Source organism: Streptomyces sp. NPDC004561, from assembly GCF_053602155.1.
The window spans coordinates 1-12,013 of sequence record NZ_JBSGDB010000274.1 but is presented as its reverse complement, the minus strand read 5'-3'; the positions used below and the strand labels follow the sequence as shown (position 1 = coordinate 12,013).

Genomic DNA, 12,013 nt, shown 5'->3' with positions numbered 1-12,013 from the left:
GCCCAGCGGTCCACGGCGGCGAGCGCGGCGGGGGCGTCGAGGTCGTTCGCGAGGGCCTCGCGGATCTCCTCCACCAGCGCGTCGGCGGACGGGCCGTCGGGCCGGGAGACGGCCGAGCGCCAGCGGCCGAGGCGGTCCACGGCGTCCTGGAGGATCTGGTCGGTCCACTCCCAGTCGGCGCGGTAGTGGTGGGCGAGCAGCGCGAGCCGGATGGCGGCCGGGTCGACGCCGTCGCGGCGCAGCCGGGAGACGAAGACCAGGTTGCCCTTGGACTTGGACATCTTCTCGCCGTTCAGGGCGACCATGCCGGCGTGCACGTAGGCCTTGGCCATCGGGAACTCGCCGGTGAGCACCTGGGCGTGCGAGGCGCCCATCTCGTGGTGCGGGAAGGCCAGGTCGGAGCCTCCGCCCTGGACGTCGAAGGTCATGCCGAGGTGGTCGAGGGCGATGGCCACGCACTCGATGTGCCAGCCGGGTCGTCCCCGGCCGAGGGAGCCGCCGTCCCAGCTTGGCTCGCCGTCGCGGGCCGCCATCCACAGCATCGGGTCCAGCGGGTTCTTCTTGCCCGGGCGGTCCGGGTCGCCGCCGCGCTCGGCGGACAGCAGCCGCATGGCGGCCGCGTCGAGGTTCGAGACCTTGCCGAAGTTCGGGTCGGACTCGACGGAGAAGTAGATGTCGCCGTCCAGCTCGTAGGCCGCGCCGAGGTCGCGCAGCCGCTCCACGAGGGGGACGATGCCGGGTATCGCCTCGACGGCGCCTATGTAGTGCCGCGGCGGGAGCATCCGCAGGGCGGTCATGTCCTCGCGGAAGAGGGCGGTCTCCTTCTCGGCGAGGGCGACCCAGTCGACGCCGTCCCGCTCCGCGCGCTCCAGCAGCGGATCGTCGACGTCGGTGACGTTCTGGACGTAGTGGACCTGCCGCTTGGTGTCGAGCCACACGCGCTGAACGAGGTCGAACGCGTTGTAGGTCGCCGCGTGACCCAGGTGGGTCGCGTCGTAGGGCGTGATGCCGCAGACGTAGATACGGGCGACGGGACCGGGGTCGAGGATGACCGTACCGCCGGTCGCGGTGTCGTGGATCCTCAGGTCGCGGCCCTGACCAGGCAGGGCGGGGACCTCGGAAGCGGGCCAGGCATGCATGTACATGAGCCTAACCGGCCGCGAGCTGCGGATACGAACGGGACCGTGCCGGATGGCCGGTTAGACGGTCTTGCGGGCCCGCGGCCGGTGTGCTCACACGGGCGGCCAGGGGATCGCCGGCCACTCGCCGTTCGGTTCCGGGTGCACCCCGGAGGTGAGCAGCGCGTCGACACGCGCGCGCGTGGCGTCGATCTCCGCGGCCGTGATCAGGGGGGCCAGCCGCTCGCGCAGTTCACCGTCGAGGGCGTCCCGCAGCCCCTTGAGCACCTCCACGGCCTCGGCGGTGAGCGGTTCGCCGGCCCAGCCCCACAGCAGGGTGCGCAGCTTGTCCTCGACGTTGAAGGTGACGCCGTGGTCGATGCCGTAGAGCCGGCCGTCGGCGGTGGGCAGCAGATGGCCGCCCTTGCGGTCGGCGTTGTTGATGACCGCGTCGAGGACGGCGAGCCGGCGCAGCCTCTCGTCGTCGGCGTGCACCAGCAGGGCGGTGCGGCCCGCGCCGACCTCGGCGAGCCCGATCGCCTTCCAGCCGGGCTCCGGTTCCTCGGCGTCGACCAGGGCGAGCAGTTCCGCCTCGGCGGTGGCGTCCACCCACAGCTGGCACATGCCCTCGCCGTAGGGCCCGTCGCGCAGCACCGTCGGCGGGACGAGGCCCCACCCGGTGGCCTCGGACATCTCGTAGGCGGCCACCTCGCGGCCGGCCAGGGTGCCGTCGGGGAAGTCCCACAGCGGGCGTTCCCCGGCCACCGGCTTGTACACGCAGGTCGCTTCCCGGCCGTCGACGGCGACGGTGCAGAACAGCGCCGCGTTGGACGCCTCGCGGATCCGGCCGCGCACGGTCAGCTCACCCAGCGCGAGCAGCTCGGCGGGGTCCGGACCGGACGTCACGCCCCGCGGCGGTATCCGTTCTGGCGCGGACATACGTGTCCTTCCGGATCGAGCGGGAGGCTGCACAGCGGACACGGCGGCCGCCCGGCGTTGACGACGTCGAGGGCGCGCTTGGCGAAGGCCCGGGCCTGCGCGCCGGTCAGCCGGACCCGCAGCATCGGGGGCCCGTTCTCCTCGTCCTGGAGCAGCCGCTCCTCGGCCTCGGCGAGGTCCTCCTCGGTGTCGGCGTCCAGCTCGACGAGGGCCTGCGCCTCGACGATCATGCGCTGTTCCTCGGCGTCCCAGGCCAGGGCCATGGTGCCGACCCGGAACTCCTCCTCGATGGGGGTGTCCAGCGGTTCGGTGTCGGAGATCTCGTTGGGCGCCACGGCGGGCACGGCGGCGCTGCCGCCGCTACGCCGTACGACCTCGTCGAGCAGTTCGTCCATGCGCTCGGCGAGCGCGGCGACCTGGGTCTTCTCCAGGACCACGCTGGTCACTCGGGGGCCTGCGATGGCCTGGAGGAAGAACGTACGGCGTCCGGGCAGTCCGACCGTGCCGGCCACGAAGCGGTCCGGCGGGTCGTAGAGGAACACCTGACGGGACACGTCCTGTCTCCATTGGGTCGAGAGTTTCAGCGGTGCGGGCCATGCGGATGCGCGACGGTGCGGACCGCTTCACCCTACTGCGGCCGACGATCACGGTGCGCCCGCACCACCTCCGACCGGTGCGTCGCCGTCCCCGGGGTCCTCGCGCGGTGCCAGCGAAGCGAAATCCCCGGTGTCGCCGAGGCGAACGAGGAACGGCCTCAGGCGGGTGTAGCGGATCGCGGTGACGGAACACGGCTCCACCGAGATCCGCTGGAAGAGGTCGAGATGGAGTCCGAGGGCGTCGGCGACCAGGGATTTGATGATGTCACCGTGGGAGCACATGAGATAGACGGCGTCGGAGCCGTGGTCGCGCTCCACGCGCGCGTTCCACTCGCGGACGGCCTCGGCGGCGCGGGTCTGCATGGCTCGCATGGACTCGCCGCCGGGGAAGGCGGCGGCCGACGGGTGGGCCTGCACGACCTCCATGAGCGGCTCGTCCTTCAGCTCGGCGAGCTTGCGGCCGGACCAGTCGCCGTAGTGGCACTCGCCGATCCGCTCCTCGGTGTGGGCGCGCAGGCCGGGGCGGGCCTGGAGCAGTGGCCGTACGGTCTCCTGGCAGCGCTGGAGCGGGCTGGTGACGACCTCGGAGAGCGGCAGCCCGGCGAGCCGTGCCGGCAGCGCGGCGGCCTGGGCGGCGCCGCGCTCGTCCAGGGCGACCCCTGGGGTCCAGCCGGCGAGCACACCCGAGGTGTTGGCGGTGGAACGTCCGTGCCTTACGAGGATCAGGGTGGGCATGCGGACCAGGGTAGGCGCATCGGGGAATGCGTCGCCGTACGGGTGAAGGGAGAATGCGCTCCGTGATCGTGGACTGTGCCATCTACCGGCATGGACAGCGGACCGAGGGACCGGAGGACCTGTCCGATGCGCTCGCCGAGGCGCGGGCCGCGGGCGGGTTCGTGTGGATCGGGCTGCACGAGCCGTCGGAACGGGAGTTCGACCTGGTGACCCGGGAGTTCGGGCTGCATCCACTGGCGGTGGAGGACGCCCTCAAGGCCCATCAGCGGCCCAAGCTGGAGGTGTACGACGACTCGCTCTTCATGGTGCTGAAACCGGTCGTGTACGAGCCCGAGAGCGACACGGTGTCGGCGGGCGAGGTCATGGTGTTCGTCGGCGACAGCTTCGTGGTGACCGTCCGGCACGGCCAGGGCTCGCCGCTCGCGGCCGTACGGCACCGGATGGAGAGCGAGCCCGAGATGCTCGACAAGGGTCCCACCGCGGTGCTGTACGCGATCGCCGACGCCACCGTCGACCACTATCTGGGGGTCGCGACGGAGCTGCAGACGGACCTGGAGGAGCTGGAGGCGGAGGTGTTCCTGCCGGACGGCGGCGGCTCGCGCACCACCGCGTCCCGGATCTACACCTTCAAGCGGCAGGTGCTGGAGTTCCGCCGGGCCACCGGGCCGCTGACGCTGCCGCTGAGCCGGCTGGCGGGCACCGGCTCGATGGGCGGCCCGGTGCCCTTCGTGCACGACAAGGCGCGGCCCTTCTTCCGGGACGTGGGCGACCACCTGATGCGGGTGAACGAGTCCGTGGACAGCCTGGACCGGCTGGTGTCGGACATCCTGTCGGCCCACCTGGCGCAGATGAGCGTGCGGCAGAACGACGACATGCGGAAGATCTCCGCGTGGGCGGCGATGGCGGCGGTGCCCACGATGATCGCGGGCATCTACGGCATGAACTTCGACCACATGCCCGAGCTGCACTGGCTGTGGTCGTATCCGGCGGCGATCGCGCTGATGGGCCTGTTCGAGGTGCTGCTCTACCGCCTGTTCAAGCGGCGCGGCTGGCTGTGAGGCGGCTGCCGGGCGAACTCGGCGGCGGGGACGGCAGGGCCGTCGAGGGCGTTGCGGCGCCCGGGCATGCGCAGGGCGACCATGCGACGCCGGCCGGCGAGGCGTTCGCAGCCGTAGGCGGCGTGGATGCCGGCCGCGAGCAGCGCGGACCTGGCCCTCGGCCGGCCGAGGACGCGGCCCGTGCGGGCCATGACGGCGAGGCTGACGTCCCGGTGGACGCGGATCTCGGCGGGCGCGCACGCGCGCGGGGTGCGCCGGATCAGCCGGCCGTGTCCGGCGGCGAGGCGCAGCAGCTCCTCGTGGGTGTAGGCGAGGTGGTCGTCCTCGTCGTCCGCGATCAGGCGTACGGCCCTGCCGCTCTCGGGGTGGCCGGCGAAATACCTGAGGAGCAGCCGCATCTGCTCGCGGGCGCGCTGTTCGGTGACCCTGCTGTGGGCGAGGGAGACGACGATGTCCCGCACGGTGAGCGGCTCGTCGCGTCCGAGCCGGCGGTGGGCGAGGCCGATGCCGTGCCGTTCGAGGGGCATCGTGCAGTCGGTCTCGGGCGGTACTGGGACGGGGGTGAGCCCGCGATTCCTCAGCGGGGCGTCGAAGACGCGCCCGACCCTGGGGCTCTCCGGCGGCGGCGGAGCAGAAGAGCCGGCAGGCAGGGCCTCGTCGTGGTCGAGGATCTCCTGGAACAGACTCTTGGCCGAAAACATGCGCGTCACCTCTCCGCGGGACTCCGCGAAGAACGAGTCGAATCCGGACAGAGAGGCGCCGCGACAGGGGTCCTCACCGAGTGCGCCGAACGGAGGACCGACGCGGGCGCGAAAGAGGGACCCGGAGGGTCGTAACCCCGTGGCGCGCGGCGCGTTGTTCCCTGTGACGGCCGTGGCGGGGAAGACCCCCGAGCCCCCACCACGGCCGCGGAAACTCTCCCGGCTCAGGCGAGCCCGGCGCGCTCCAGGGCCTCGCTGCCGGCCCGCAGGGAGGCGAGCCGCTCCTCCAGCGTGAAGCCCGCGGGGGCCAGGCTGAGGGTGGTGACACCGGCGGCCGCGTAGGCCTTCATCCGGTCGGCGATGCGGTCGACGGAGCCCAGCAGCGTGGTCTTGTCGATGAGGTCGTGCGGGATCGCGGCGGCCGCGCCCTGCTTGTCCCCGGACAGGTACTTCCGCTGGATCTCGGCGGCCTCCTTCTCGTATCCCATGCGCTGGGCGAGCTGGTTGTAGAAGTTCTGCTTGGCACTGCCCATGCCGCCGACGTACAGCGCGGTGTAGGGGCGGAAGGTGTCCGCGAGGGCGGCCACGTCCTTGTCGGCGCCTACGGCGAGCGGCAGGGTCGGGCACACGTCGAACCCGTCGAGGGCCAGGCCCGCCTTCTCCCGGCCCGCGCGCAGATGCTTCAGGGTCGTCTCCTCCAGCTGGTCGGCGGCGGGGAAGATCAGCAGCGCGCCGTCGGCGATCTCGCCGGTCTGCTCCAGGTTCTTCGGCCCGATCGCGGCGATGTACAGCGGGATGTGCTCGCGCTGGGGGTGCACGGTCAGCTTGATCGGCTTGCCCGGGCCGCCGGGCAGCGGCAGCGTCCAGTGCTCGCCCTCGTACGTGAGCCGCTCGCGGGTCATCGCCCTGCGGACGATCTCCACGTACTCGCGCGTGCGGGCCAGCGGCTTGTCGAACTTGACGCCGTACCAGCCCTCGGAGACCTGCGGCCCGGAGACGCCGAGGCCGAGCCGGAACCGGCCGCCGGACAGCGAGTCCAGCGTGGCCGCCGTCATCGCGGTCATCGCCGGCTGCCGGGCCGGGATCTGGAAGATGGCGGACCCGACGTCGATGCGCTCGGTCTGCGCGGCGACCCAGCTGAGCACCGTGGCCGCGTCCGAGCCGTACGCCTCGGCGGCCCAGCACACGGAGTAGCCCAGCCGGTCGGCCTCCTGGGCCACGGCCAGGTTGTCCCCGTCCATTCCGGCACCCCAGTAGCCGAGGTTGATCCCGAGCTGCATGAGCGATTCCCCTTACCCGCGAGTAACGTCCCTGTGGCGCAGACCTTAGCGCGGGGGTGCCGGTCCAGGGCAGATCACGGCCCGGGGTGCGGGGCGGATCACGCTCCCGTGCAGGCCGTACGAGTTATCCACAGGCAACCCACCGCACCGGTTCTGGCCAGTAATCTCGCGCACATGGAGCAGAGGCATCTCGGCCGTACCGGCCTGCGCGTGTCCCGGATCGGACTCGGCACCCTCACCTGGGGCCGGGACACCGACGAGCACGACGCCGCAGACATGCTGAAGGCGTTCTGGGAAGCCGGCGGAACCCTCGTCGACACCGCGGACGTGTACGGCGACGGAGAGGCGGAGTACCTGCTCGGACGGCTCATGGAGAGGCTCGTTCCGCGCCGGGACCTGGTCATCTCCACCAAGGCGGGCAGCGTCCCCGACCCCGACCGCCGGTTCGACGGCTCCCGCGGCCATCTGCTCGCCGCGCTCGACGCCTCCCTGATGCGTCTGGGCACGGACCACGTCGACGTGTGGCACGTCCACGCCTACGATCCCGAGACACCGCTGGAGGAGACGCTCCAAGCCCTCGACATAGCGGTGAGCAGCGGCCGGGCCCGGTACGCCGGCGTCTCCAACTTCTGCGGCTGGCAGCTCGCCAAGGCGGCCACGTGGCAGCTCGCGGCGCCGGGCAGCCGCACCCGGCTGGCGAGCACGCAGCTGGAGTACTCCCTGCTCCAGCGGGGCGTGGAGCGCGAGGTGCTGCCCGCCGCGCTGGACCTGGGCGTCGGCCTGCTGCCCTCCTCCCCGCTCGGCCGGGGCGTGCTGACCGGGAAGTACCGGCACACCACTCCCCCGGACTCGCGTGGCGCCTCCGAGCATCTGGCGCCGTTCGTGGAGCCGTACCTCGACGACACCGCGACGCGCATCGTGGACGCGGTGACGACGGCCGCCGACGGACTTGCGGTCACCCCGCTGCAGGTGGCGCTCGCCTGGGTCCGGGACCGGCCCGGGGTGGCCGCGCCGATCGTGGGCGCGCGCAACGCGCAGCAGCTCACGGCGGCATTGTCAGTGGAGGCCCTTAGTCTTCCTGACGAGATCTGCCGGGCGCTCGACGACGTGTCGGCGCCCCTGCACCGCTATCCCGATCACGACTGGAGCACGCTGTGAGCACGGAGCCGGAGACCACGGAGGAAGCCGGGCCGGGGACGCCGGACACCCCTGAGGCCCCGGGACAGCACCCGGCGCCCGAGCAGAACCGTGCTGCCGGGACCGACGGCACGAGCGCCGACGAGGGGGACGCGGCCGCGATGTCCGAGGCCGACGGGTCGGGGGGCGATGAGGAAGACGGTGCGCCCGCGACGGCGAAGGCCGAGGCCGGCGGCACGAGTGCCGGTGAAGGCGACGACGCGGGCGCGTCCGGGGCGTCCGAGGACGGCGAGACGGGAGACGGCGAGGAAGACGGTGCGTCCTCGACCGCGGCCGAGGACGGCGGAACGAGCGGTAGCGAGGCGGACGGTGCCGCCAAGCCCGGTGCGTCCGAGGCCGAGGCCGAGTTGGCCGCGCAGCGGGTCGAGCGGGAGCGGATCGAGCGGCGCAAGGCCGAGAAGAAGGCCCCGATCGAGAGCGGCGCCAAGCTCAGCGGCACCGCGGCCGATCTGCTCGCCGCGGTCCGCGCGGTGGAGAGCGGCGAGAAGCCGACGGCCACGGTGTTCGCCGAGCCCGCGCCCGCCCCGCGCCGTCCGGCCCCGGAGCCGGTGCGCCGCCCGCAACCCGCGCCCGCCGTGGCGACGGGCGTGCCCGCGCCGGAGACCGTCGACGCCGTGCGCCGGGTGCTGACCGAGGGCGGCGCGCCGGAGGCCCTGGCCGCCCAGGCGGCAGCGGCTCTCGGCGAGGGCGCCGACACGGCGCTGCGGGAGGACCCCTGGCAGCTGCTCCGGATCTCCGGTGTACGGCCCGATCAGGCGGACGGCTTCGCGCGGGCGCTGCTCGGGGCCGCCTGCGCACCGGACGACGAGCGCCGGGGCCGGGCGGTGACCGTCTGGCTCCTGGAGCAGGCGGCCCTCGCCGGGCACACCGCCCTGGAGCTGCCCGCACTCACCGCGGCCCTCGCCCAACGGGGCGTGCCGGACGCGGACGCGGCGGTGCAGAGCACCCTCGCCGAGGGCGAGGCCCTGGTGTTCCAGGACGCCCTGGAGGAGCCGGGCGCCCCGGCCGCACCGGCGGAGGGCGACGAGGAGGGGGAAGAGGAGCGCCCCGTCCGGGTCCTGGTCGGCCTGGAGCGGAACGGCGGGAAGTGCCAGGACCAGCCGATCAGCTCGCCGTGCCCGAGCGTCTCGATGACGGTGCGGCGGCGGCCGGGCACATGCAGGTCGAGAGCGACGGTGCCGGTGCGCACGATCCAGAAGCGGTCGGCGTGCCGGCCCTCCTCGAACAGGCGGGCGCCGGTCTGGAAGGAAGCCTCGCGGGCGAGGCCCATCAGCCGGTCTCGCTGCACGGCGTCGAGCGCCGCGGTCATGGTGGTGGCGGATGTCATCGCACCGGCTCCCTTCCTGGTCCCTGCTCCCAGGGTCGGCGCGCCCGGCCTGCGGGGCCACGGGCCGCCCGGACCCGGCCGAGGGCCCTTCGGCCCCCTGGCGCCGGACGTCGGCCGGGCGCGAGGGCGGCCCGGTCCGTGTGTGGCGTTCCGGCGGGCGGAAGGGAGACCGTCCGCGTCGGCCGCGGCGGCGCGGGCGGGCACGACAGGGCGGGAAGGGCCATCCGCTTCTCGCGGATCCGGATTGCGCGGTGCGCGGCTCAGCTCCGCTTCTCCGCGTCTGTCGGGTCCTTCCCGCCACTACCCAGCACATCACGAGAACCGCCGGCACACCAGTGCCGTGCGACGTCCGTCCCGCGACCCGCCCGAGAAGCCCTCGCGAGCCCGTCCGTGCCGGGCGCGGAACCGGGGCCAACGGCACCGGGGAGGGCCATCAGGACCCATGACGTACGGCGGCGGCGCGGCGAGCGTGAGAGGACGCGGAAGGAACGTCCGCCCCGGTCCCCGGTCCGACTCGGCAGAACACGAGGAAGCGGAACACCATGGAGGGGAAGCACGTCAGGGGGGCGTACGACAGGGCAGAAAGGCTGAGCTCATGGTCTGGGCATCATGGACCACCCCCGGGGTCTTCACCGGCCGGGGCGGCGCCCGTACCGACGAGGCGGGAATCGTCACGGGCGATCTGACCGTCCACACCACCTGGGACGGCCGGGAGGCCGACGTGGCGGTCCAGTACAGCGGAACCTCCCAGTGGTTCACGCTCACCGGCAGCCCGGTGTCCTGCCGCTCCGAGCAGGCCAGCCGTGACCTGCATCAGATGATGGTCGAGTTGATCAGGGCCGGCGACGGCGCCACCGTGCCCCCTCCCAACTCAGCCGCCGTGCCGTAGCCGGCACCGCGCGGGAGACGGCTCGGCCCGCACGTGACGGGCGGTCACGCCGCCGCGGGGACGCCGAGACGGCCGTCGCGCATCTCCGCCACCTGGTCGGCGGCGACGAGATGGGTGCGGTCGTGGGTCACCAGCACGGTGGCCGTGCCCTGGGCCCGGGTCAGCCGGGTGAGCAGGTCGACGACGGCGGCGCCCCGTTCGTGGTCGAGAGCGCTGGTGGGTTCGTCGACCAGGAGGACGGTGGGCTCGTTCATCAGCGCGCGGGCGATGTTGACCCGTTGCCGCTGACCCCCGGACAACTGGTGGGGACGACGGTGCGCCTGGCCGGCCAGCCCCACCGCGTCCAGCAGCTCCATCGCCCTGCCCCGGGCCCTGGCGGGCGAGCGGCCGTCGATCCGTGCCATCACCTGCAGCTGCTCGGCGGCGGTCAGCGAGGCCGGCAGACTGGGCTGCTGGAAGACGATGCCCGTCGTGCGGCGCCGCAGGTCGGTCAGCTCCCGGCGGGTCAGCCCGGTCGTGGTGATCCCGTCGACGCGGACGGTGCCGGAATCCGGGGCGACGAGGGTCGCGGCGACCGCCAGCAGGCTGGACTTGCCCGAGCCGGAAGGACCGACGACGGCGGTGAGGCCGCCCCTCGGCACGGTCAGCGAGACACGGTCGAGCGCGGTCACGCGGGAGTCGCCGTCGGGGTACGTGAGGACGACGTCGGTCAGTTCGAGGCTCATCGGGCGTTCCCCAGGGCGGTCAGCGGGTCGACGGAGGTGATACGGCGGACGGACAGGGCGGCCCCCAGCGCACCGAGCACGATCATGACCGCGGCGGGGACGAGGACGGTCGCGGGCGTGAGCAGGAAGGGCACCGTCCCGGAGACCAGGGCGCCGACCGCGGCCGCGACACCCGTGCCGACGACGGTGCCGCCGGTCAGCAGGACGAGGGCCTGCCCGAGCGCGTCCCGGAGCAGGCCGGCGGTGGACGCCCCGAGCGCCTTGAGCACGGCGATGTCCCCGCTGCGCTGGATGGTCCACACGGTGAAGAAGGCGCCGATCACCAGCGCCGAGATGGCGAACAGGAACCCGCGCATCAGCTGCAGGGAGCCGTTCTCGGAGGTGTAGGAGCCGATCGCGGACAGCGAGTCGTCCTTGGAGACCGTGCGCGTGCCCACCGCCCGGTCCGTGGCCCGCACTTCCGCGCCCGGGGCGGTGTCGAGGGCGATGACGGTGGCGGTCGGGCCCGCCGGGCCGGCGGGTGGCGCGGTCCTGCGCCAGGTGCCGAGGCTCGTCCAGATCACCGGCGTGTGGCTGAAGGACGCGTCGCCGCGGACCGCGGCGACGGTCAGGGCCCGCCCGGCGACCACGACGGTGCTCCCCGGACCGGTGTGCAGGGCGTCGGCGGCCGGGGCCGACAGCACCGCCGACCGGTCGTCGATCCTGGCCCCGTCCGGCGCCAGCGGGGAACCCGGCCGCACCCCGAAGACGGACACCCCGGCAACGGCGGTGCCGGCGGTGGCCCTGGTCGTCGCGATGCCGAGCGGCTCGGCACGCTCCACGCCCGGAGTCACGGCCCATCGCCGCCACTGCGCCTCGGTGACGGTGGAGTCGCCGTACGACAGCTTCTGCCCCTTCCCGGGGGCGCCGAAGGCGATCCGGTCGGCGGGCAGCCCGGTGACGGCGGAGACGTTCTGCCGGCCCAGTCCGGCGGTCAGGCCCGACAGCAGCCCGACGAGCAGCGTGATCAGCACGATCACGGCCCCCATCAGAGCGAACCGTCCCTTGGCGAACTTCAGGTCTCTCCAGGCGACGAACACGGCTGCGCCTGCCCCTTCCAGCGGTCGATGCGATACGCCCCCACCCTCCCGGGCGGCGTCCGGCGACCGCATCCCGCGTGGGACGGCACTTCCCGGGCCGAAGGGCGGCACCCCGCCTCCACCTTTCGATGGAGGCCCCCACCAGTGCTTTTCCTTAGGCTTGAGGCACTGTGAACACCACCGACCGCTCCCCGACCCCTACCAGCCGGGCACTGACCTGGTGTCTGCATCTCCTGGTCATCGGCCTCCTCGCGCTGGCCGCCGGCCGCACCCTCGCCGGTGGCCGGCCCGAGGCCGGCCCCGCCGTCGCCGTGGCCGCTGCCCCGTCCACCGCGCCCTCGGTCCACAGATGGACCACCGCGCGCTGCC

Annotated in this window: 10 protein-coding genes and 3 pseudogenes; 4 read left to right on the top strand and 9 right to left on the bottom strand. The window is 73.4% G+C overall.

The genetic code is table 11. The features are described from left to right. The 4 genes from mshC to ACWEN3_RS29355 all read right to left on the bottom strand — a co-directional run. Window positions 1–1,139: cysteine--1-D-myo-inosityl 2-amino-2-deoxy-alpha-D-glucopyranoside ligase (gene mshC, locus ACWEN3_RS29370; RefSeq protein ID WP_452976730.1), on the bottom strand; the 1,139-nt coding region annotated here is incomplete at its 3' end. 93 nt (window positions 1,140–1,232) lie between these two features. Beyond that, a complete protein-coding gene (locus ACWEN3_RS29365) occupies window positions 1,233–2,057 on the bottom strand; it encodes an SCO1664 family protein (RefSeq protein ID WP_452976728.1) in 825 nt (274 codons plus the stop codon). Next, window positions 2,021–2,611 (bottom strand): DUF3090 domain-containing protein, encoded by a 591-nt coding sequence (locus ACWEN3_RS29360; RefSeq protein ID WP_452976726.1) that lies wholly within the window; start codon window positions 2,609–2,611, stop codon window positions 2,021–2,023. Before ACWEN3_RS29360 ends, ACWEN3_RS29365 begins: the two co-directional genes overlap by 37 nt. Window positions 2,612–2,701: 90 nt before the next feature. Further along, entirely contained in the window at window positions 2,702–3,388 is a 687-nt protein-coding gene (locus tag ACWEN3_RS29355; RefSeq protein ID WP_452976724.1) for a histidine phosphatase family protein, read from the bottom strand. A gap of 62 nt (window positions 3,389–3,450) precedes the next feature. On the opposite strand from ACWEN3_RS29355, the gene corA reads away from it, so the two are divergent. Further along, window positions 3,451–4,446, top strand: a complete 996-nt coding sequence (gene corA, locus ACWEN3_RS29350) for a magnesium/cobalt transporter CorA (protein WP_452976722.1) — start codon at window positions 3,451–3,453, stop codon at window positions 4,444–4,446. Here corA and ACWEN3_RS29345 read toward each other — a convergent pair. Next, a complete protein-coding gene (locus tag ACWEN3_RS29345; protein WP_452976720.1) occupies window positions 4,413–5,147 on the bottom strand; it encodes a ferritin-like domain-containing protein in 735 nt (244 codons plus the stop codon). The genes corA and ACWEN3_RS29345 overlap by 34 nt on opposite strands. A 224-nt stretch (window positions 5,148–5,371) precedes the next feature. After that, window positions 5,372–6,427, bottom strand: coding sequence for an LLM class F420-dependent oxidoreductase (locus ACWEN3_RS29340; RefSeq protein WP_452976719.1), 1,056 nt, complete (start codon window positions 6,425–6,427; stop codon window positions 5,372–5,374). Between the two features lie 174 nt (window positions 6,428–6,601). Between ACWEN3_RS29340 and ACWEN3_RS29335 the strand changes: the two genes are divergently transcribed. Both ACWEN3_RS29335 and ACWEN3_RS29330 read left to right on the top strand, forming a co-directional pair. Next, complete coding sequence (locus ACWEN3_RS29335; protein ID WP_452976717.1) at window positions 6,602–7,585, top strand: aldo/keto reductase; 984 nt, start codon at window positions 6,602–6,604, stop codon at window positions 7,583–7,585. After that, window positions 7,582–8,700 (top strand): annotated as a pseudogene (locus ACWEN3_RS29330) (helix-hairpin-helix domain-containing protein); the annotation flags it as partial. The gene ACWEN3_RS29335 and the pseudogene ACWEN3_RS29330, both read left to right, overlap by 4 nt. 68 nt (window positions 8,701–8,768) lie before the next feature. Here ACWEN3_RS29330 and ACWEN3_RS29325 read toward each other — a convergent pair. The 3 genes and pseudogenes from ACWEN3_RS29325 to ACWEN3_RS29315 all read right to left on the bottom strand — a co-directional run. After that, window positions 8,769–8,894, bottom strand: a pseudogene (locus ACWEN3_RS29325) (hypothetical protein); the annotation flags it as partial. Between the two features lie 990 nt (window positions 8,895–9,884). Continuing rightward, the gene (locus ACWEN3_RS29320) at window positions 9,885–10,565 is read right to left on the bottom strand and encodes an ABC transporter ATP-binding protein (RefSeq protein WP_452976716.1); all 681 of its coding nucleotides are present in this window, start codon (window positions 10,563–10,565) and stop codon (window positions 9,885–9,887) included. Next, complete coding sequence (locus tag ACWEN3_RS29315; RefSeq protein ID WP_452976714.1) at window positions 10,562–11,644, bottom strand: ABC transporter permease; 1,083 nt, start codon at window positions 11,642–11,644, stop codon at window positions 10,562–10,564. The genes ACWEN3_RS29320 and ACWEN3_RS29315 overlap by 4 nt, the downstream gene beginning before the upstream one ends. 170 nt (window positions 11,645–11,814) lie before the next feature. Here ACWEN3_RS29315 and ACWEN3_RS29310 point away from each other — a divergent pair. Beyond that, window positions 11,815–12,013 (top strand): annotated as a pseudogene (locus ACWEN3_RS29310) (hypothetical protein); the annotation flags it as partial.

Coding starts and splice junctions, on each gene's coding strand:
- ACWEN3_RS29365 (WP_452976728.1), bottom strand. CDS start 2,057: ATGTCCGCGCCAGAACGGATACCGCCGCGGGGCGTGACGTCCGGTCCG.
- ACWEN3_RS29355 (WP_452976724.1), bottom strand. CDS start 3,388: ATGCCCACCCTGATCCTCGTAAGGCACGGACGTTCCACCGCCAACACC.
- ACWEN3_RS29345 (WP_452976720.1), bottom strand. CDS start 5,147: ATGTTTTCGGCCAAGAGTCTGTTCCAGGAGATCCTCGACCACGACGAG.
- ACWEN3_RS29340 (WP_452976719.1), bottom strand. CDS start 6,427: ATGCAGCTCGGGATCAACCTCGGCTACTGGGGTGCCGGAATGGACGGG.
- ACWEN3_RS29335 (WP_452976717.1), top strand. CDS start 6,602: ATGGAGCAGAGGCATCTCGGCCGTACCGGCCTGCGCGTGTCCCGGATC.
- ACWEN3_RS29320 (WP_452976716.1), bottom strand. CDS start 10,565: ATGAGCCTCGAACTGACCGACGTCGTCCTCACGTACCCCGACGGCGAC.